The following is a 21,424-nucleotide window of genomic DNA, read 5'->3' on the forward strand; positions in this document are numbered from 1 at the left end:
ACCGTGCCATGGCTTTCGAAGCAATGTTCCAGCCGATCCAGATCGGCAAGCTGACCATCCGCAACCGCGTGCTCAGTACCGCCCACGCCGAGGTGTATGCCACCGATGGCGGGATGACCACTGACCGCTATGTGAAGTATTACGAAGAGAAAGCCAAGGGCGGTATCGGCCTGGCAATCTGCGGCGGTTCCTCGGTGGTGGCCATCGACAGCCCGCAGGAATGGTGGAGCTCGGTGAACCTGTCCACCGACCGCATCATCCCGCACTTCCAGAACCTGGCCGACGCCATGCACAAGCATGGCGCCAAGATCATGATCCAGATTACCCACATGGGCCGCCGCTCGCGTTGGGACGGCTTCAACTGGCCGACGCTGATGTCGCCGTCTGGCGTGCGTGAGCCGGTGCACCGCGCCACCTGCAAGACTATCGAACCGGAAGAAATCTGGCGTGTGATCGGCAACTACGCCCAGGCCGCACGCCGCGCCAAGGCCGGTGGCCTGGACGGGGTGGAACTGTCCGCCGTGCACCAGCACATGATCGATCAGTTCTGGAGCCCGCGGGTCAACAAGCGGACCGACGAGTGGGGCGGCACGTTTGAAGGGCGCATGAAGTTCGGCCTGGAAGTGCTGAAGGCCGTGCGTGCCGAGGTGGGTGACGACTTCTGCGTGGGCATGCGCCTGTGCGGTGACGAGTTCCACCCGGATGGTTTGTCCCACGAGGACATGAAGCAGATCGCCAAGTATTACGACGACACCGGCATGCTCGATTTCATCGGCGTGGTGGGTTCGGGTTGCGATACCCACAACACCCTGGCCAACGTTATCCCCAATATGAGTTATCCACCGGAGCCGTTTTTGCACCTGGCCGCCGGTATCAAGGAAGTGGTCAAGGTCCCGGTGCTGCACGCGCAGAACATCAAGGACCCGAATCAGGCCACGCGCATCCTGGAAGGCGGTTATGTGGACATGGTCGGCATGACCCGCGCGCACATTGCCGACCCGCACCTGATCGCCAAGATCAAGATGGGCCAGATCGACCAGATCAAGCAATGCGTCGGCGCCAACTATTGCATCGACCGCCAGTACCAGGGCCTGGATGTGTTGTGCATCCAGAACGCCGCGACGTCCCGTGAATACATGGGCGTGCCGCATATCATCGAGAAGTCCACCGGGCCGAAACGCAAAGTGGTGGTGGTGGGTGCCGGCCCGGCCGGGATGGAAGCTGCACGCGTGGCCGCCGAACGTGGCCATGATGTGACGCTGCTGGAGAAGAAAGAATTTATCGGTGGGCAGATCACCACCGCTTCGAAAGCGCCGCAGCGTGACCAGATTGCGGGTATCACCCGCTGGTTCCAACTGGAGCTGGCACGCTTGAAAGTCGACCTGCGCCTTGGCGTGGCGGCGGATGCCGACACCATCCTGGACCTGCGTCCGGACGTGGTGGTGCTGGCGGTGGGCGGGCATCCGAATGTGGAGCAGAACGAACACTGGGGCGCCGCCGAAGGTTTGGTGGTGAGCAGTTGGGATGTGCTCGACGGCAAGGTAGCACCGGGCAAGAACGTGCTGGTGTACGACACCATCTGCGAATTCACCGGCATGTCGGTGGCGGATTTCCTCGCGGACAAAGGCAGCCAGGTCGAGATCGTCACCGACGACATCAAGCCGGGCGTGGCCATCGGCGGTACGTCGTTCCCGACCTACTACCGCAGCATGTACCCCAAGGAAGTGATCATGACCGGCGACATGATGCTGGAAAAGGTCTACCGCGAGGGCGACAAGCTGGTGGCGGTGCTGGAGAACGAATACACCGGCGCCAAAGAGGAGCGGGTGGTCGACCAGGTAGTGGTAGAGAACGGCGTGCGGCCGGACGAAGCCATCTACTACGCGCTCAAGGAAGGCTCGCGCAACAAGGGCCAGATCGACGTCGAAGCCTTGTTCGCGATCAAGCCGCAGCCGTGCCTGAGCGAGACGGGTGATGGGTACTTGCTGTTCCGCATCGGTGACTGTGTGGCGCAGCGTAATACCCACGCTGCGATCTATGACGCTCTGCGCCTGTGCAAGGATTTCTGAGCCAGCCTTGAACCAATGTGTACTCGGTCCAAATGTGGGAGGGGGCTTGCCCCCGATGGCGGAGTGTCAGTTGATACAGCTGTAGCTGACCCACTGCTATCGGGGGCAAGCCCCCTCCCACATTCAGCGCCAGTTTCACAGTAGACCTGTGTGGTCTGTGGGAGCTTCACCATGTTGAACACCTTGCTGCCTATTCTCTTGTTTACCGCCCTGGGCCTCGCCGTCCTCGGCGCCCTGCGCCGGGTGAACATGTGGCGCCGTGGCCGCGCGTCCAAAGTCGACCTGCTGGGCGGCCTGCTGGCCATGCCCAAGCGCTACATGGTCGACCTGCACCACGTGGTCGCCCGCGATAAATACATCGCCAATACCCACGTCGCCACCGCGTTGGGCTTTGTGCTGTCGGCCTTGCTGGCGATCCTGGTCCACGGTTTCGGCCTGCAAAGCCGTATCCTCGGCTACGCCTTACTGTTGGCCTCGGTGCTGATGTTTGTTGGCGCCACCTTCGTCTATCTGCGTCGGCGCCACCCGCCGTCGCGCCTGTCGAAAGGCCCGTGGATGCGCCTGCCGAAAAGCCTGATGGCGTTCTCGGTGAGCTTCTTTCTGGTGACGCTGCCGGTGGCTGGGATTCTGCCGGCGGACTTCGGCGGCTGGCTGCTGGCCGCATTGCTCAGCGTCGGTGTGTTGTGGGGCGTGTCCGAAATGTTCTTCGGCATGACCTGGGGCGGCCCGATGAAACACGCCTTCGCCGGTGCCCTGCACCTGGCCTGGCACCGCCGCGCCGAGCGTTTTGGCGGTGGCCGTTCCACCGGTTTGAAACCGCTGGACCTCAGTGACAAGACTGCGCCCCTGGGTGTGGAGAAACCCAAGGATTTCACCTGGAACCAACTGCTCGGTTTCGACGCCTGCGTGCAGTGCGGCAAGTGTGAAGCCGCGTGCCCGGCGTTCGCCGCCGGCCAGCCGCTGAACCCGAAAAAGCTGATCCAGGACATGGTCGTCGGCCTGGCCGGCGGCACCGATGCCAAGTTCGCCGGCAGCCCGTATCCGGGCAAAGCGGTGGGCGAGCACAGCGGCAACCCGCACCAGCCGATCGTCAACGGCCTGGTCGACGCCGAGACTCTGTGGTCGTGCACCACCTGCCGCGCCTGCGTGGAAGAGTGCCCGATGATGATCGAGCACGTGGACGCCATCGTCGACATGCGTCGCCACCTCACGTTGGAAAAAGGCGCCACGCCGAACAAGGGTGCCGAAGTCCTGGAAAACCTGATCGCCACCGACAACCCCGGTGGTTTCGCACCGGGCGGTCGCCTGAACTGGGCGGCGGACCTGAACCTGCCGCTGCTCAGCGAAAAAGGCAGTGCCGAGGTGCTGTTCTGGGTCGGCGACGGTGCCTTCGACATGCGTAACCAACGGACTTTGCGTGCCTTCGTCAAAGTGCTGAAAGCGGCCAAGGTCGACTTCGCCGTGCTCGGCCTGGAAGAACGCGACAGCGGTGATGTCGCCCGGCGCCTGGGTGATGAAGCGACCTTCCAGCTGCTGGCTTCGCGCAATATCCAGACCCTGGCCAAGTACAGCTTCAAGCGGATCGTCACCTGCGACCCCCACAGTTTCCATGTGCTGAAAAATGAATACGGCGCTTTCAACGGCAATTACCGGGTACAGCACCACAGCACCTTCATGGCCGAGTTGATCGGTGAGGGAGCGCTGAACCTGGGCCAGCACAAAGGCAACAGCGTGACCTATCACGACCCTTGTTACCTCGGCCGCTACAACGGCGAGTACGAGGCGCCACGCCAAGTGCTGCGTGCATTGGGGATTGAGGTCAAGGAAATGCAACGCTCGGGGTTCCGTTCACGCTGCTGCGGTGGCGGCGGCGGTGCGCCAATCACTGACATCCCCGGTAAGCAACGTATCCCGGACATGCGCATGGAAGACATCCGCGAAACCGGTGCCGAGCTGGTGGCGGTGGGTTGTCCACAGTGCACGGCGATGCTTGAGGGCGTTGTAGAACCAAGACCCTTGATCAAGGACATTGCCGAGCTGGTGGCCGACGCGCTGCTTGAAGACGCCGCGCCTGCCAAAGCCCCATTGAAGCGTGAACCTGCGGAGGTGCACTGATGAGCGACATTATCCGCCGCGACCCACGCGCCGAGTGGATCGCCCGCAACCGCCTGCACCCGCTGCATGCGGCGATGCAACCGGTGCAGCACAGTTGGATGGGGCCCAATGGCGTCATCCGCAAGAACGTGCACGGCGTCGGTTTTATCGGCCCCAATGGCATCAAGCGTATCGACCGCAGCGGCGCGCAGCAGGGCGGCTCGGCCAAGCGTACGGCGGCGGTAGAAGTGCAATTGCCGCTGCATCAGATTGCCGCCCCCGCGTTCTACATCAACGTGGTACCGGACATGGTTGGCGGCCGCTTGAGCAGCCACGATCGCGACCTGCTTGGCCTGGCGCGACAACTGGCCGGCAGCGACGGCGCGGTGCTGGCGGTGGTGTTTGGTGAGCACAAGGAAAGTGCGTTTGCCACGGCGGGTGTCGACCGTTTGCTGGTGCTGGAGGGCCACGCATTCGACGGTTATTCACCGGAGCAACGCGTCCAGGGCCTGCGGGCTGTGGATAACCAGTTCAACCCGCGACACTGGCTGCTGCCGGACAGCCGCAGCGGCGGTGGCGAGTTGGGTCGACGCTTTGCCGCCAGCCTCAAGGAGCGCCCGGCCACGCGGGTGTGGCAGATCAAGGGCGACGAGTGCATCGGCCGCGCCGGTGCCGGCCAGGAAGACTTGGCCCGGCCACTGCCGCGCCTGGTCCTGGCGGCTGCCGAATGTGCCGATCCGGTCAGCGAAACCCGTCACGAAGTGCTGCCAGTGGAGTTATCCACAGCCCTGGCGCGCAGCCTGCCACGCATCGAAGACCTCGGCGCGGTGGCGGTGGACCCGGCGGCGATTCCCATGGCCGAAGCGGAATTCATTTTCTCCGGCGGCAACGGCGTGAAGGACTGGGCGCTGTTCCACCAGACCGCCGCCGCCCTGGGCGCCACCGAAGGCGCCTCGCGGGTGGCGGTGGACGATGGCTTCATGGCGCGTGATCGCCAGGTCGGTGCCAGCGGCACCTGGGTCACGGCGCGGGTCTACGTGGCCGTGGGTATTTCCGGTGCGATCCAGCACCTGCAAGGCATCGGCGCCTGCGACAAAGTGGTGGCGATCAACCTCGACCCGGGCTGCGACATGATCAAGCGGGCCGACCTGTCGGTGATCGGCGAAAGCGCCGCAATACTGCAAGCCTTGATCGCGGCGGTCGAAGCCTACCGCAATGGCGCCAAGCGCGATGCAGCATGAGGATACGACCATGACGACGAATGTAATCAGCCTGGTGTCCATCGGCGCCCACCCGACTTCCGGGCGCCCGCGCCGTGCCGAGCAGGATGCGCGAGCCGTGGAGCTGGGCCTGCAAATGGCTGGGGATAAGTTGCAGGTGCTGCACGCCGGCAACATCGCCGAACCGACCCTGCGCAGCTACCTGGGCATGGGCCTGCCGCAATTGCATGTGCTGGAGCAACCGGCGGGTAGCGATGCGTTGCCGGTGCTCAGCGAGTACCTGCGCGATGCGGGTGCCCAAGTGGTGCTCGCCGGCAGCCAGGCCGAAACCGGTGAAGGCTCGGGCATGCTGCCGTTCCTGCTGGCCGAGCAACTGGGTTGGCCGCTGATCGTGGGGCTGGCGCAGGTGGAGTCCATCGACGGCGGTGTGGCCCATGTGCTGCAAGCCTTGCCCCGTGGTCAGCGGCGGCGCTTGAAGGTGCGCCTGCCGTTCCTGGCGACGGTGGATAACGCTGCGCCCAAGCCACGGCAAAGCGCCTACGGCCCGGCGCAACGCGGTGAGTTGGCGCCCCATGAAGTCCAGATTGAAGAGGATGAGCTGTTCCATGCGGCGGTGTTGCAGCCGGCCAAGCCACGGCCCAAGCGTCTCAAGGTGATCAAGGCCAAGAGCGGCGCTGACCGGATGAAAGCCGCCACGGCCAAGGCCAGTGGTGGCGGTGGGCAAGTGCTCAAGGGTGTGAGCCCGGAAGAGGGTGCGCAGGCGATCCTCAAGCTATTGGTTGAGGAAGGTGTGGTTCGCTGAACGTGAACAGGGACTGTGTTTACCCACAATCCCTGTTGACCTGTCTGTGGATAACCTGTTCGCGGTTGTCCACACCCCTTATGAATCAAGCCCTAGAGTCCCATGTACGAAAAATAACCAAGCTAACTGAAGGTTTTTGATGGGGTTTTTCGCTGCGTCGGTGTATTTCGCTGAACCGACTTGCCCCCATAGTCTGTTGGTGCTTCTGTGGATAACGTGTTCGCTCTCGGCTGAGGACCTTATTAATAAAGGCCTGCATGGAGTTGATCAAAATCTGATCGATGTAAGCGGTTTCTCAGCTGAGACGCCTGAAAGCCTAGATTCGTGAAGCTTTGAGGTGGTTTTCCACAGCGTGATCGGAGTTGCCCCCAAAGTCTGTTGGTGCATCTGTGGATAAGGTGTTCGTGTACTGCTACAAGCCACGTAAATCATGGCTTTCAGTAGGTTGTTCAAAAAACGAACAAAGCCGGGCCAGACTCACTGGTTTGAATAAGTCACGGATTTTATTCACTTAATTTCAGGCTGGTGCGGCGCTTGTCCACAATTGCTGTGGGTGGCTCTGTGGATAAGTTGTTGGGCAAAGTCTGGAGGGCAGGGGAAACAAGGGGAAGCAGGGGGTTGAATGTTTTTTGCACAATTCAGCCCCCCGGACCAACGTGTCATTCGTGAGCGGCAACACCCTTGAGGTAGGGCGCCGGAGCGGCCCCAAGGTTGTGCAGCATGCGCTCGCTATACCAGTCCACGAAGTTCACCACGCCGAACTCATAGGTCTTGGAGTACGGGCCAGGCTGGTAAGCGGTGGAGTTGATCCCGCGCTGGTTCTCTTCGGCCAGGCGACGATCCTGGTCGTTGGTGGCGTCCCACACTTCGCGCATGCGTGCCACATCGTAGTCAACACCTTCCACGGCGTCTTTGTGCACCAGCCACTTGGTGGTGACCATGGTTTCCTGGGCGCTGATCGGCCACACAGTGAACACGATGATGTGGTCGCCCATGCAGTGGTTCCAGGAGTGGGGCAGGTGCAGGATGCGCATCGAGCCCAGGTCCGGGTTCTTGATGCGGCCCATGAGTTTGGCGCAGCCCTGCTTGCCGTCCATGGTCATCGACACGGTGCCTTTGAGCAGCGGCATGCGCACGATACGGTTACGCAAGCCGAAGCTGGCGTGGGCGTAAGGGATCTTCTCGGCATCCCAGGCGGCGGCGGAGGCGGCTACATGGTCCTTGAACGCCTGGTCGGCGCGCGGATCGGTGACGTCGTCCCATTCCAGCAGGGTTTTCAGCAGTTCCGGGTGCGACGCGTTGCAGTGGTAGCACTCGCGGTTGTTTTCCAGCACCAGCTTCCAGTTGGCTTTTTCCATCAAGGTGGTTTGCACCGCCACCTTGGTGTTCTCCATGTCGTAGGGTTCCATGTAGTGGTTCAGCGTCGACAGGAAGTCGTCGATGGCCGGCGGGTTCTCCGCCAGGCTGATGAAGATGTAGCCGCCGGCGGTCTTCACGTTCACTGGCTTGAGGCCGTACTGCTTCATGTCAAAGTCGGCGCCCATCTCGGTGCCGGCGAACAGCAGGCGGCCGTCCAGCTCGTAGGTCCACTGGTGGTAGTGGCACACGAGTTTGGCGACCTTGCCCTTGTCGCTGGTGCACAAGCGCGAGCCACGGTGGCGGCACACGTTGTGGAACGCGTGCACCACGCCTTCGGCGCCACGGATCACGATGATCGGGTTCTTGCCCACTTGCAGGGTCAGGTAATTGCCCTTGGTGGGGATCTCGCAGGTCATGCCTGCGATCAACCACTCTTTCTGGAAGATCTCCTGCATGTCGATATCAAACAGCCGCTCATCAGAGTAGAACGGCTGTGGCAGCGAGAAAGTGCGCTCGCGCTCTTGCAGCATCTGCGCGGTGGCCTTGCGTGCGGGTTCCAGCGGATCGCCCAAGCTTAAGGTTGCGGTGACGTCCATCGTGTGTGTCCTCATGGCCATTCTGTGTGGCCGGCGAATAGTGGCTACGGTTGTACTACGCAAGGCATAAAGAAAGCGTCGTTGTTGGGAGCGAGTGTGGGGCCGCGCAACGTCAGAACCTTATCCATGGGCGACATGGCCCAATCTGTTCCCGACGCGCAACCCTAGGTCGTTGGGGGCTGGTCGCGATAAGTATGTGAATGTCGCAGATAGGTAAATGGGCGGTTCCGGCGTTACGCAGAATCGCCACCATAAGGCCGACGTCGGCGGTGGAGAACAACATGTCCAATAATTTCCTGAATCCGGTAACCACCCAGACCTGGGCCAATGGTCGGCACATTGTCCGGTGCGTCAAAGTCATCCAGGAAACCTGGGACGTACGCACCTTCTGCTTCATGGCTGATCAGCCGATCCTGTTCTTCTTCAAGCCAGGGCAATTCGTCACCCTGGAACTGGAGATCGAAGGCCAGCCGATCATGCGTTCCTACACCATTTCCAGCTCGCCGTCGGTGCCGTACAGCTTCTCGGTGACCATCAAGCGCGTGCCGGGCGGCAAGGTTTCCAACTGGCTGCACGACACGTTGCACGAGGGCCAGGAACTGGCGGTGCACGGGCCGGTAGGCCTGTTCAATGCCATCGACTATCCGAGCCCGAAGGTGCTGTACCTCAGCGGCGGCGTCGGCATCACGCCGGTGATGTCCATGGCCCGTTGGTTCTACGACACCAACGCCAACGTCGACATGACGTTTATCCACAGCGCCCGCTCGCCGAAAGACATCATCTACCACCGCGAGCTGGAGCACATGGCGTCGCGGATCGACAACTTCAGCCTGCACCTGATTTGCGAGAAGCATGGGCTGGGCGAGCCATGGGCCGGTTATCGCGGTTACCTGAACCACAAGATGCTCGAACTGATGGTGCCGGACTTCCTCGAGCGCGAAGTGTTCTGTTGCGGGCCTACACCGTATATGAATGCGGTGAAGCGCCTGCTGGAAGTGGCGGGTTTCGACATGACGCGGTATCACGAGGAGTCCTTTGGCGCCACGCCGCCGGAGGCCCGTGCGGATGCGGTAGAACAAGCCGAACAGGCCGCCGACGCGCCGGAAATCGACTTGGCGGATCTGCATCAGGTGGAGTTCATTGCGTCGGGCAAAAGTATTCGCGTGGCCCCTGGCGAAACTGTCCACGCCGCTGCTGCGAAGCTTGGATTGCTGATCCCGAAAGCCTGCGGCATGGGCATCTGTGGTACGTGCAAGGTGATGAAGCTGGGTGGCGAGGTCGAGATGGACCACAACGGCGGGATTACCGAGGAAGATGAAGCCGAGGGTTACATCCTGTCGTGCTGCAGCGTGCCGAAGGGTGATGTGCGTATCGAGTTCTGACTAACGAAGCCGCTCTAAATGTGGGAGGGGTGTAGAACCCCCTCCCACAGTCAGTGCTTAACGCACAAACAGGTTGATGAGATACGCACCCGATGCTGTCATTTCGAACTCTTTACCCGTGACGGTAAAGTGCCTTGAAGGCTCGATGATAGCGTCACCAACGTTCGCCAGTTTCCTCAGGTCGTCCAGGCCGACGAGGGTGGCGTTGGTGTCGGATTGAAGCTGAGAAGCAGTCGTGTAGCATTGAATTTCCATGATGTTGCCCTCTGTGGGATATCCATTTCCAGCCGACTATTCGGCAGGCAGTCAGCCCCGAAACAACGCGTCCATTGGTTCGGGGTGACGAGATCTTATCCAGGGCAGGGGCTAGATAGATACTGTCAGAAATACGTACAAACAGTCTCTGAAAACGGGCTGGAAGGCCCGTAGTCTCAGGCCCCCATCACTTTCCGAATATCCGCCGCCAATTCTCTTACACGCTCTTCCTCGGTATCCCACGCACACATAAAACGCGCGCCGCCTTTGCCGATGAAGGTATAGAAACGCCAGCCCTTGGCCGTCAGCGCTGCGATGGCCGGCTCCGAGAGTTGCAGGAACACGCCGTTGGCCTGCACCGGGAACATCAACTCCACACCGGGAATATCCGCCACCAGGCTGCTCAGCAGCTGCGCGCAGTGGTTGGCATGGCGTGCGTGTTTGAGCCAGGCGTCGTTTTCCAACAGACCTACCCACGGGGCCGAAAGAAAGCGCATTTTCGACGCCAGCTGCCCGGCCTGTTTGCAGCGGTAGTCGAAGTCTTCGGCCAGCTTGTGGTTGAAGAACAGGATCGCTTCGCCCACGGCCATGCCGTTCTTGGTGCCGCCAAAGCACAGCACGTCCACACCGGCTTTCCAGGTCAGGTCGGCGGGCGAGCAGCCGAGGAACGCGCAGGCGTTGGAGAAGCGTGCGCCGTCCATGTGCAGGTTCAGGCCCAGCTCTTTGCAGGTGGCGCTGATGGCGCGGATTTCTTCCGGGGTGTACACGCTGCCGACTTCCGTGGCTTGGGTCAGGGTGACCACGCGTGGCTTGGGGTAGTGGATGTCCTGGCGCTTGAGGGCGATCTCGCGGATCGACTCCGGGGTCAACTTGCCGTTTTCGGTGCGGGCGGTGAGCAGCTTGGAGCCGTTGGAGAAAAACTCCGGCGCGCCGCATTCGTCGGTTTCGACGTGGGCGGTTTCCGAGCAAATCACGCTATGGTAGCTCTGGCACAGCGAAGACAGCGCAAGCGAGTTGGCGGCAGTACCGTTGAAGGCGAAGAACACTTCGCAGTCGGTTTCGAACAAGTTGCGGAAACCGTCGGCGGCGCGGTGGGTCCATTCATCATCGCCATAGGCGCGTTGATGACCCTGGTTGGCTTGTTCCATGGCGGCCCAGGCTTCCGGGCAGATGCCGGAATAGTTGTCACTGGCGAATTGTTGGCTCTTGTCGGTCATGGCCCATTCCTGTGGTCGATGTTGGTGCGCACTGTAACCAAGATTGTCGCGGGTGCGCACGCACTGTAAATGCAAAGTCACTGGGGAATTATGCACGGTACTGGAACGATGCCTGTCGGACGTGTCCGCGATGGCGCCCTGGATCTGCTCAAGTGGCTGGCGCTGTTGAGTATGGTGCTGGACCACCTGCGCTATGTCGGTTTAAGCCTGGATGGCCTGTATGTGCCGGGGCGCCTGGCGTTTCCGTGGTTTTGCCTGGCAATTGCGGCCAACCTGCATCGGGTCGCAGGCACGCCGGTGACGCGCCAGTGGCGTTACCTGGGATGGCTACTGCTGTCCAGTGTGATCAGCGAAGTGCCGTACCGGATGTTTATCGACGATGCCGATACATTGAATGTGTTGCCAACCCTGGCGCTGGGTTTGCTGGTTGCCAGAGGATGGCAGCAGAAGTCGTTTTTTGATCGAGGATTGGCGTTGATCGCCATCACGATTGCGACCGTTTTTTCCGCGCACTTGATGTTCGGCTTTTTCGGCGTATTACTGCCGTTGGCGATGTTGCTGGTCTTCAGTCGCCCCTGGTATTTCAGCGTCTTGCCGGGCGTGATCTGCGTAGCAGCCAATCAATGGCAGGCCCTGCTCAACAGCGGTACGTTTTTGGCGCTGTCGGGACTGACGGTGTGCATGATCGCGCCACTGCTCGGCTTGGTCCTGCTGCGACATGCCAAAAACGCCGCGCCACCCGCCATGCGGCGCTGGGCGTATAGCCTTTACCCTGCGCATTTTATAGTGTTGCTTGCCGTTCGACAGCTGATTGCTTGACCGCGCAAGGGCCGTATTGGCTATGGCTTTTCAAGCCACGGAGGAGGGAACGGATGGGCACGATACAGTTCACGCATTCTTTTTACATCGCTCTCGAACCAGTCCCGTATCCATCGTTGGTACTGCAGGGAAATAACCTGTTGATTCGTTGGGTTGGCACATCCTTCGACGACAGCCTGGGCGGCCATCATTCCTGACATTAGTGCTTTAAGAACCCCATGAGAGGCGCCCGGATCTATCACCGCGCTGGCGTCTCCCACGATGAAGTAGCCACTGCCTGCCGATTGATCGCAGATTCTCCAAGTAACATCGGCACCCTGCATTTTCCCCACGCGGGTCAGGTGTTCGAAGGAGGATGGAACAGCAGATGCCTTGCAGATCTGATCGTGCTCAAAATAGAGGCGTGTCCAGTGATACAGCTTTCGTCCTACCTGTGCGGTCCAATACCACCCCAGCCGATCGGCGAAAATACCCAGTGCACTTTCGTCGATGGTTCCGCTCGTATATCCATACAGGGCCGTAAGTGGCGGTGAGTAGCAACGTGATCCCAGCCCGAGCTGACGTGTGAGCCAGCCATGAGCGCCGCTGGCATCCACAAGCTGGCGGCAAGACAGAGTCCCGGTAAGGGTTTGTACGCCCATGACGCGACCGTTTTCCAGGAGTACCTTTTTTGCATGGCAAGGCTGCAGAGCATGGACTCCCAGCGCGATTGCCTTGGCCAATAAAAAACCATCCAATATGGACCTGGGTATTTGAAACCCTGACCAAGCGCCATCGGCATCATTTCCGAAGGGAGTAAAGTTTCGTTCCTTATCCCAGGTTACCCAGTTTCCAAAAGGCCTGATGAATTTGCCCGCCTGCACTTGGTTCATCACGCCTAGCTGCTTAAGAAGAGGCTCAATGCCAGGATGCAGTGTTTCGCCAGGACGTTCGCGAGGAAATGAAAGGCGCTCAACAATGGCCACCCTCAGGCCATGTTGAGCGCAAGCAATAGCCGCCGCGCATCCTGCCGGGCCGGCGCCTATTATGACGACATCGTAGTCATTCATCGTGTCGGACTTTAGCTGTGGTTAAACGGGTTGCCATGGACGCGTGCCTGATTGGTGAAAGATCACATGTGGCCAGACGAGATAATTTGAAGTTTCTATGACTTTGATTAGGGTTTTATTGAAATGTGGAGAGGCGCTTGGTTCATAGCGATAGAGTTCGAATCGATATGCTGTGGTATCAAGGGTGACGTTTGAATTTAGAGGGGAATCGAGCTCTCTTAAATCGTCGGAAGTTATAGTTTTGAACGAGCGTATAAACCATTTTTCATGCAGGGAGCCGAGTGCAAGTTTGACGCGTCGGAATGCATCAATACGTCTTTGGTATTCCAATGTATCAATCTTGCCGGTCAGGGCGAGTGAGAACTTACCTTCCAGAGCGCTTTCCGTATAATCACCATAGCGATAACTGTGATAAGCAATTTGTGTCACGTTGTTGGTAATAATACTGTGTGGTGCGGGGATGCCGTCCCAAGAAAAACCGGAAGTTATGCCAATTTCCTGATCGAGCATCGGTTTAATCGTCGGGCCCGCTCCGGCGTCGGGTTCAAAGGATTGAGCGGCGTCAGGAGCGACTGCCGGCCAAAATGAACTGAGCGCGGCACACAGTTTTGCGTCCTCTGGAAAAGGGCTGCCTAGCCTGTAGGCTGCGAGGTGCGGCACGGCCCCCGAGCTACTCTCGTATTCGACAGCACCAACATCCCAGCCAGGAGCAAATACTCCCGCTGCGGCATCGGGAAGGCATGAGGCACGTTTTGCCGACGCTGTATCAGGTTTTGCCGCAGTCGACTGCCCAACAGTTGACCCATGGTGACCCACAATCGCAGTTACGCTGACATCAGTGCTGGAAAAGAGGGTGGGAAAAGACTGGATATTGGCCGCATAGCGAGAGTCGGACAGGCATTCAGGGGGCGTTTGAAACACGGTTTTTTGAATGTCCGGACTCAGGGTCTCCAGCCACTCGCTCAGATGCCGCTGATTACACAGAGGGTAGAAGTCGGGAGCGCACAGCAAAGAGTAGGCGGGTATGCGAGTTGGAAAAGCGGTGTCCAGCGCTGGGCACTGAGCTTGAATCCAGCCGTCTGCGGTAAAGTCCAGGTAATGCAGGGCTCGGAAGTCGCCTTTTTCCAGCTCACTGAGGATGCCTGGCTGTTGGTTGAAGTTAACAAGGTTGCCGGCGTCGTCAACTTTATGGCGAATGTGCACATATTCCGGAGCGTTTTCGGGCCCGATCAGGGTGGATGCTAACAGCCTTGGCGATTTTGGTACGTTGAAGGTCAACGGTTTACCTTTGTATTGCGCCGCCTCAACCAGAAATCTGCGTGGCGAGGCTGCCATGAGCCCCGCGCCGAATTCCTGTTCGCAAAGCCAGTTGCCGAGCCCTTCGGTTATGACAAAAGGTGGTTGACTGATGTCTGGTTCTTCCCAGCCCGACCCGGCGCCCAACATTAAGTGTAGGCGGCGTATTTTCTCGTTTTTGTGCATCGCTGTCAGTTGGACGTCAAGGCTCAGACCTGCAATGCACTCGGTGCCGTTGAACAGTTTGTGCAGGGGTACCCAAAAATCGTGGGTTTCGTCCTCTTCGCGCACGCGCATAGGGCCGAAAGTTGTGGCGTCTCCCTTGCGTTGGATGGCGATGTAGGCGGCGTATCGAGCAGGCAAGACACGAATGGCGTGGTTGTCATCTGCAACAAAAGGTAGGAACCCCCTACTTTGCGCATCGTACAAAGGTTCAGCGGTGCCAACGCGTGATATGCCGGTTCGTGAAAAACACATATCGGCCTGTTCTTTGTGAACTGTATCAGGTGCCGGTCGGTACTCATTAGCAAAGACGACCACAGCCATGGGCGCACCATTGGCGCGTTCTTTTAATTGCTGGAGGCTGGGTGGTTGGCTGCCGTAAACATAGTTCATGACCGTTTCCAACTCGGCAGCCGTAGGGTAAATCTGAAGTGGATTACCTTTCGCATCCACTGTTACGTTAGCGTTGGCCAGTGCGTGAAACAGCAAACTGAGTGCGGGGTTGCCGGGTTCAATGCCGCGTACTCCGCTTAACGCGAAGTCTTCAAAGCCGGCGAGTGTTCGATCCACCTTTAAGATGTTACGAAGTTCGTCTTGCAAGGACGGTGCAAGGATGTTGAGGCCGTGATGAAGCAGTAAGTTATGCCAGCCACCAGGGGCCAATCGGGTGCAAATATCTTTGACTTGATCAATTAAAGCCATGTTTGTTCTCCTGCGGTTTAAAAGTCAGTTTCAAGATAGCGTTGTTGGCTTGTCGCGAGTCGAGGTATTGCTCGGGGAGCAATTAAGTTCTCATGTAGGGTGAAATGCAAAAGACGTTTTGTAAGTGGTTATTTGATTGGGTGTTTTCAAAGTTTCTTTTAATGTTTGCCTATTAGTGGTTTTTGTAAGAAGCCTCTTTCAGTAGGTTTGTTTGTATATAAAACTTTCTGCCGGGCAGGTGCCTGCCTCTTCGTGTACGTTGAAAACGAGGTCGACCAGCAACCCATGTCGTAAACGCACCTTTGCATGGCGTGCGCAGGCATTTGACCTGTCTGCGCCAGCCCTACCATCGCATCAAAGGGCCCTGCACGGGCCTCAACAATACGAAAGGCTGGGAGAGACGCGATGTTCAGCAAACAAGACCAGATCCAGGGATATGACGACGCACTGCTGGCGGCCATGAATGCCGAGGAGCAGCGCCAGGAAGATCATATCGAGTTGATCGCGTCAGAGAACTACACCAGCAAACGCGTGATGCAAGCCCAAGGCAGTGGCCTCACCAACAAATACGCCGAAGGTTACCCAGGCAAGCGCTACTACGGTGGCTGCGAGCATGTGGACAAAGTTGAAGCCCTGGCCATCGAGCGCGCCAAGCAGCTGTTCGGCGCCGATTACGCCAACGTGCAGCCACACTCCGGTTCGTCCGCCAACAGCGCCGTGTACCTGGCCCTGCTGAACGCCGGCGACACCATCCTGGGCATGAGCCTGGCCCACGGCGGTCACCTGACCCACGGCGCCAAGGTGTCGTCCTCGGGCAAGCTGTACAACGCGGTGCAATACGGGATCAACACCGACACCGGCCTGATCGATTACGACGAAGTCGAGCGCCTGGCGGTGGAGCACAAGCCGAAAATGGTCGTGGCCGGTTTCTCCGCCTACTCCAAGACCCTGGATTTCCCACGCTTCCGTCAGATCGCGGACAAAGTGGGGGCGCTGCTGTTCGTCGACATGGCCCACGTCGCCGGCCTGGTTGCCGCCGGCCTGTACCCGAACCCGCTGCCCTACGCCGACGTGGTCACCACCACCACCCACAAGACCCTGCGCGGTCCTCGTGGCGGCCTGATCCTGGCCAGGTCCAACGAAGAGATCGAAAAGAAACTCAACGCCGCCGTATTCCCCGGCGCCCAGGGCGGCCCGCTGATGCACGTCATCGCCGGCAAGGCCGTGTGCTTCAAGGAGGCGCTGGAGCCAGGCTTCAAGGCTTACCAGCAGCAAGTGATCGACAACGCTCAGGCCATGGCCAGCGTGTTTATCAAACGCGGCTACGATGTAGTGTCCGGCGGCACCGATAACCACCTGTTCCTGGTCAGCCTGATCCGTCAGGGCCTCACCGGCAAAGAGGCGGACGCCGCCCTCGGTCGCGCCCACATCACCGTCAACAAGAACGCCGTGCCGAATGACCCGCAGTCGCCGTTCGTGACCTCGGGCCTGCGCATCGGCACCCCGGCGGTGACCACGCGTGGTTTCAAAGTGCCGCAGTGCATCGAACTGGCCGGCTGGATCTGCGACATCCTCGACAACCTCGGCGACGCCGACGTCGAGGCCAACGTGGCCAAGCACGTGTCTGCCCTGTGCGCTGATTTCCCGGTTTATCGCTGAGCGCGGTTTTGGAGTAATGACTATGCAACGCTACTCGGGCTTCGGCCTCTTCAAGCACTCCCTCAGCCACCACGAAAACTGGCAGAAGATGTGGCGCACGCCGACCCCCAAGAAAGTCTACGACGTGGTCATCGTCGGCGGCGGCGGGCATGGTCTGGCAACCGCCTACTACCTGGCCAAAGAACACGGCATCACCAACGTGGCCGTGGTCGAGAAAGGCTGGTTGGGCGGCGGTAACACCGCGCGCAACACCACCATCGTGCGTTCCAACTACCTGTGGGACGAGTCGGCGCACCTGTACGAACACGCGATGAAACTGTGGGAAGGCCTGTCCCAGGACCTCAATTACAACGTGATGTTCTCCCAGCGTGGCGTGTACAACCTGTGCCACACCTTGCAGGACATCCGTGATTCCGAGCGCCGTGTGAGCGCCAACCGCCTCAATGGGGTGGACGGCGAATTGCTCAATGCCAGGCAAGTGGCCGACGAGATCCCGTACCTCGACTGCTCGAAAAACACCCGCTACCCGGTGCTCGGCGCCACCGTGCAACGGCGCGGCGGCGTGGCCCGTCACGATGCCGTGGCCTGGGGCTTTGCCCGTGCCGCCGACGCATTGGGCGTGGACCTGATCCAGCAGACCGAAGTGATCGGCTTTCGCAAGGAAAACGGCGTGTGCATCGGCGTGGAAACCAACAAGGGCTTCATCGGCGCCAAGCGTGTCGGTGTAGTCACTGCCGGTAATTCCGGGCACATGGCTTCGCTCGCCGGGTTCCGCCTGCCGATCGAATCCCACCCGCTGCAAGCGCTGGTGTCGGAGCCGATCAAGCCGATTATCGACAGCGTGATCATGTCCAACGCCGTACACGGCTACATCAGCCAGTCCGACAAGGGCGACCTGGTGATCGGCGCCGGTATCGACGGCTACAACGGCTACGGCCAGCGCGGCTCGTACCCGGTGATCGAACACACCATCCAGGCCATCGTCGAGATGTTCCCGGTGCTGTCCCGCGTGCGCATGAACCGTCAGTGGGGCGGTATCGTCGACACCACGCCGGATGCGTGCCCGATCATCTCCAAGACTCCGGTGCCGAACATGTTCTTCAACTGCGGTTGGGGCACCGGTGGCTTCAAGGCCACGCCGGGCTCAGGCAACGTGTTTGCCGCCAGCCTGGCCAAGGGTGAAATGCACCCATTGGCGGCACCTTTTTCCATCGACCGTTTCCACAACGGTGCGTTGATCGACGAACACGGCGCTGCGGCCGTCGCCCACTAACAGGAGAAATTTCCTATGTTGCATATCTTCTGTCCTCACTGTGGCGAACTGCGCTCCGAAGAGGAATTCCACGCATCCGGCCAGGCGCATATCCCGCGCCCGCTGGACCCGAATGCCTGCACCGATGAAGAGTGGGGCGACTATATGTTCTTCCGCGACAACCCGCGCGGCCTGCACCACGAACTGTGGATCCACGCTGCCGGTTGCCGCCAGTACTTCAACGCGACCCGCGACACCCTGACCTACGAAATTCTTGAAACCTACAAGATCGGTGAGAAGCCACAATTCACCGCCAAGGCCTCTGGAGAGAAGGTATGAGCCAGACCAATCGCCTGTCCAACGGTGGCCGGATCGACCGTAATAAAGTCCTGACGTTTACTTTCAACGGCCAGACCTACAAAGGCTTTGAAGGCGACACATTGGCCGCAGCCCTGCTGGCCAACGGCGTCGACATCATCGGCCGCAGCTTCAAGTACTCGCGCCCTCGCGGCATCTTTGCCGCTGGCGCCGAAGAGCCGAACGCGGTGCTGCAGATCGGTGCCACTGAAGCCACCCAGATTCCCAACGTGCGCGCCACGCAACAGGCGCTGTACCAAGGCCTGGTCGCCACCAGCACCAACGGCTGGCCGAACGTCAACAATGACGTGATGGGCATCCTCGGCAAGGTCGGCGGCAAGCTGATGCCGCCGGGGTTCTACTACAAAACCTTCATGTACCCGCAATCGTTCTGGATGACCTACGAGAAGTACATTCGTAAGGCCGCCGGCCTCGGCCGCTCGCCGACCGAGAACGATCCGGACACCTACGACAACTTCAACCGTCACTGTGACGTGCTGGTCGTCGGCGCCGGCCCTGCGGGCCTGGCTGCCGCACTGGCCGCCGCCCGCAGCGGTGCCCGCGTGATCCTCGCCGACGAGCAGGAAGAGTTCGGTGGTTCGCTGCTGGATTCGCGTGAAAGCCTCGACGGCAAGCCGGCTGCGGAATGGGTTGCCAGCGTCATCGCTGAACTCAAGGCCCTGCCGGACGTGGTGCTGTTGCCCCGCGCCACCGTCAACGGCTACCACGACCATAACTTCCTGACCATTCATGAGCGCCTCACCGATCACCTCGGTGACCGTGCGCCGATTGGCGTGGTGCGTCAGCGTATCCACCGTGTGCGTGCCAAGCGCGTGGTGCTGGCGACCGGCGCGTGCGAGCGTCCGCTGGTGTACGGCAACAACGACGTGCCGGGCAACATGCTGGCCGGTGCGGTCTCCACCTACGTGCGTCGCTACGGCGTGGCACCGGGCAAGAAGCTGGTGCTGTCGACCAACAACGACCACGCCTACCGCGTTGCCCTGGACTGGCTCGATGCCGGCCTGCAAGTGGTGGCCGTGGCCGATGTTCGCCACAACCCACGCGGTGCGCTGGTGGAAGAAGCCCGCGCCAAAGGCATTCGTATCCTCACCGGCAGCGCCGTGATCGAAGCCCGTGGCAGCAAGCACGTGACCGCCGCCCGCGTGGCCGCGATCGATGTGAAAGCCCATAAAGTCACCAGCCCAGGCGAATGGCTGGAGTGCGACCTGGTAGCCAGCTCCGGCGGCTACAGCCCGGTAGTTCACCTGGCTTCGCACCTGGGCGGCAAGCCGACCTGGCGTGAAGATATCCTCGGGTTTGTACCCGGCGAAGCGCCGCAGAAACGCGTGTGTGTCGGTGGGATCAACGGGGTCTACGGCCTTGGCGACTCCCTGGCGGATGGTTTTGAAGGCGGCGTGCGCGCGGCCAGCGAAGCCGGTTTCGCGCCGGTGGAAGGCACCTTGCCCAAAGCGCTGAGCCGCCTGGAAGAGCCGACTTTGGCGGTTTACCAAGTACCGCACGACAAGCCGACTGCACGGGCGCCGAAGCAATTCGTCGACCTGCAGAACGACGTGACCGCCGCCGCCATCGAACTCGCCACTCGCGAAGGTTTCGAGTCGGTCGAGCACGTCAAGCGCTACACCGCGCTGGGCTTCGGCACCGACCAGGGCAAACTGGGCAACGTCAACGGCCTGGCCATTGCCGCCCGCTCGCTGAACGTGACCATCCCGCAGATGGGCACCACCATGTTCCGTCCCAACTACACGCCGGTGACTTTCGGCGCCGTAGCGGGCCGTCACTGTGGGCACATCTTCGAACCGGTGCGCTACACCGCGCTGCACGCCTGGCACGTGAAGAACGGTGCCGAGTTTGAAGACGTCGGCCAGTGGAAGCGCCCTTGGTACTTCCCGCGCAACGGTGAAGATCTGCACGCCGCCGTCAAACGCGAATGCCTGGCCGTGCGTGACAGCGTCGGCCTGCTGGATGCGTCCACCCTCGGCAAGATCGACATCCAGGGCCCCGACGCGCGGGAGTTCCTCAACCGCATCTACACCAACGCCTGGACCAAGCTCGACGTGGGCAAGGCGCGCTATGGCCTGATGTGCAAGGAAGATGGCATGGTCTTCGACGACGGCGTGACTGCCTGCCTCGCCGACAACCACTTCCTGATGACCACCACCACCGGCGGCGCTGCCCGTGTGCTGCAATGGCTGGAAATCTACCAACAGACCGAGTGGCCAGACCTCAAGGTGTATTTCACCTCGGTCACCGACCACTGGGCGACCATGACCCTGTCCGGCCCCAACAGCCGCAAGCTGCTGGCGGAAGTCACCGACATCGACCTGGACAAGGACGGGTTCCCGTTCATGACCTGGAAAGAAGGCCTGGTCGGCGGCGTACCGGCGCGGGTGTTCCGCATTTCGTTTACCGGTGAGCTGTCGTACGAAGTCAACGTGCAGGCCGACTACGCCATGGGTGTGTTGGAAAAAATCGTCGACGCCGGCAAAAAGTACAACCTGACCCCGTACGGCACCGAGACCATGCACGTATTGCGGGCCGAGAAGGGCTTCATCATTGTCGGCCAGGACACTGACGGCTCGATGACCCCGGATGACCTGAACATGGGGTGGTGCGTGGGCCGTACCAAGCCGTTCTCGTGGATCGGCTGGCGTGGCATGAACCGTGAAGACTGTGTGCGTGAAGAACGCAAGCAACTGGTGGGCTTGAAGCCGGTCGATCCGAAGGTGTGGCTGCCGGAAGGCGCGCAGCTGGTGTTTGATCCGAAGCAATCGATCCCGATGAAGATGGTCGGTCACGTCACCTCCAGCTACGCCCACAACTCCCTTGGCTATTCGTTTGCGCTGGGTGTGGTCAAGGGCGGCTTGAAGCGTATCGGCGAGCGGGTGTTCTCACCGCAGGCCGATGGCAGCGTGATCGAGGCGGAGATTGTTTCTTCGGTGTTCTTCGACCCCAAAGGCGATCGCCAGAACATCTGACAGGCCAAGCCCCTCCCTCAAGTTGAAATGCATTCCCCTGTGGGAGGGGGCTTGCCCCCGATGAGGTCAGCAGCCTCA

The 21,424-nt window shown here is 60.3% G+C and carries 15 protein-coding genes; 10 read left to right on the forward strand and 5 right to left on the reverse strand.

The genetic code is table 11. From position 1 onward, the window contains the following. The first annotated feature begins 8 nt into the window (after positions 1 to 8). From dgcA to BM017_RS06750, 4 genes are all read left to right on the forward strand, one after another. Positions 9 to 2,069, forward strand: a complete 2,061-nt coding sequence (gene dgcA, locus BM017_RS06735; RefSeq protein ID WP_071490299.1) for a dimethylglycine demethylation protein DgcA — start codon at positions 9 to 11, stop codon at positions 2,067 to 2,069. 171 nt (positions 2,070 to 2,240) lie between these two features. Next, positions 2,241 to 4,184, forward strand: a complete 1,944-nt coding sequence (dgcB, locus tag BM017_RS06740) for a dimethylglycine demethylation protein DgcB (RefSeq protein WP_092242143.1) — start codon at positions 2,241 to 2,243, stop codon at positions 4,182 to 4,184. Next, entirely contained in the window at positions 4,184 to 5,404 is a 1,221-nt protein-coding gene (locus BM017_RS06745) for an electron transfer flavoprotein subunit alpha (protein WP_092242147.1), read from the forward strand. Before dgcB ends, BM017_RS06745 begins: the two co-directional genes overlap by 1 nt. 10 nt (positions 5,405 to 5,414) lie before the next feature. Then, positions 5,415 to 6,185: an electron transfer flavoprotein subunit beta gene (locus BM017_RS06750; RefSeq protein ID WP_092242150.1), complete on the forward strand. Its 771-nt coding sequence runs from the start codon at positions 5,415 to 5,417 to the stop codon at positions 6,183 to 6,185. Positions 6,186 to 6,844: 659 nt separating this feature from the next. On the opposite strand, the gene gbcA is transcribed toward BM017_RS06750, so the two are convergent. Then, complete coding sequence (gene gbcA / locus BM017_RS06755; RefSeq protein WP_071490295.1) at positions 6,845 to 8,140, reverse strand: glycine-betaine demethylase subunit GbcA; 1,296 nt, start codon at positions 8,138 to 8,140, stop codon at positions 6,845 to 6,847. A gap of 281 nt (positions 8,141 to 8,421) precedes the next feature. Between gbcA and gbcB the strand changes: the two genes are divergently transcribed. After that, positions 8,422 to 9,522, forward strand: a complete 1,101-nt coding sequence (gbcB, locus tag BM017_RS06765) for a glycine-betaine demethylase subunit GbcB (protein ID WP_092242153.1) — start codon at positions 8,422 to 8,424, stop codon at positions 9,520 to 9,522. A 57-nt stretch (positions 9,523 to 9,579) separates the two neighbouring features. Here the strand turns inward: gbcB and BM017_RS06770 are convergent, their stop codons facing one another. Then, positions 9,580 to 9,777: a hypothetical protein gene (locus tag BM017_RS06770; protein WP_092242156.1), complete on the reverse strand. Its 198-nt coding sequence runs from the start codon at positions 9,775 to 9,777 to the stop codon at positions 9,580 to 9,582. Between the two features lie 176 nt (positions 9,778 to 9,953). After that, complete coding sequence (locus tag BM017_RS06775) at positions 9,954 to 10,994, reverse strand: threonine aldolase family protein (protein ID WP_092242160.1); 1,041 nt, start codon at positions 10,992 to 10,994, stop codon at positions 9,954 to 9,956. Positions 10,995 to 11,084: 90 nt separating this feature from the next. On the opposite strand from BM017_RS06775, the gene BM017_RS06780 reads away from it, so the two are divergent. After that, positions 11,085 to 11,813 carry a TraX family protein gene (locus BM017_RS06780; protein WP_092242163.1) on the forward strand — a complete coding sequence of 243 codons (729 nt, stop codon included), beginning with the start codon at positions 11,085 to 11,087 and terminating at the stop codon, positions 11,811 to 11,813. A gap of 20 nt (positions 11,814 to 11,833) precedes the next feature. Here the strand turns inward: BM017_RS06780 and BM017_RS06785 are convergent, their stop codons facing one another. Beyond that, positions 11,834 to 12,862, reverse strand: coding sequence for an NAD(P)/FAD-dependent oxidoreductase (locus tag BM017_RS06785; RefSeq protein ID WP_092242166.1), 1,029 nt, complete (start codon positions 12,860 to 12,862; stop codon positions 11,834 to 11,836). A 21-nt stretch (positions 12,863 to 12,883) separates the two neighbouring features. After that, positions 12,884 to 15,082 (reverse strand): hypothetical protein, encoded by a 2,199-nt coding sequence (locus BM017_RS06790; RefSeq protein ID WP_092242169.1) that lies wholly within the window; start codon positions 15,080 to 15,082, stop codon positions 12,884 to 12,886. Positions 15,083 to 15,487: 405 nt separating this feature from the next. Here BM017_RS06790 and glyA point away from each other — a divergent pair, with 405 nt between their 5' ends. The 4 genes from glyA to BM017_RS06810 are packed head-to-tail and all read left to right on the forward strand — an operon-like array spanning position 15,488 to position 21,346. Then, positions 15,488 to 16,741: a serine hydroxymethyltransferase gene (glyA, locus tag BM017_RS06795; protein WP_071490289.1), complete on the forward strand. Its 1,254-nt coding sequence runs from the start codon at positions 15,488 to 15,490 to the stop codon at positions 16,739 to 16,741. 22 nt (positions 16,742 to 16,763) lie between these two features. Further along, positions 16,764 to 18,014, forward strand: coding sequence for a sarcosine oxidase subunit beta (locus BM017_RS06800; protein WP_044271809.1), 1,251 nt, complete (start codon positions 16,764 to 16,766; stop codon positions 18,012 to 18,014). Positions 18,015 to 18,029: 15 nt separating this feature from the next. Next, entirely contained in the window at positions 18,030 to 18,332 is a 303-nt protein-coding gene (locus BM017_RS06805) for a sarcosine oxidase subunit delta (protein WP_010207083.1), read from the forward strand. Next, positions 18,329 to 21,346, forward strand: a complete 3,018-nt coding sequence (locus tag BM017_RS06810; RefSeq protein ID WP_092242172.1) for a sarcosine oxidase subunit alpha — start codon at positions 18,329 to 18,331, stop codon at positions 21,344 to 21,346. The genes BM017_RS06805 and BM017_RS06810 overlap by 4 nt, the downstream gene beginning before the upstream one ends. Positions 21,347 to 21,424: the final 78 nt, after the last annotated feature.

The sequence above is a fragment of the Pseudomonas sp. NFPP04 genome, from assembly GCF_900113815.1.
Lineage (GTDB): Bacteria > Pseudomonadota > Gammaproteobacteria > Pseudomonadales > Pseudomonadaceae > Aquipseudomonas > Aquipseudomonas extremorientalis.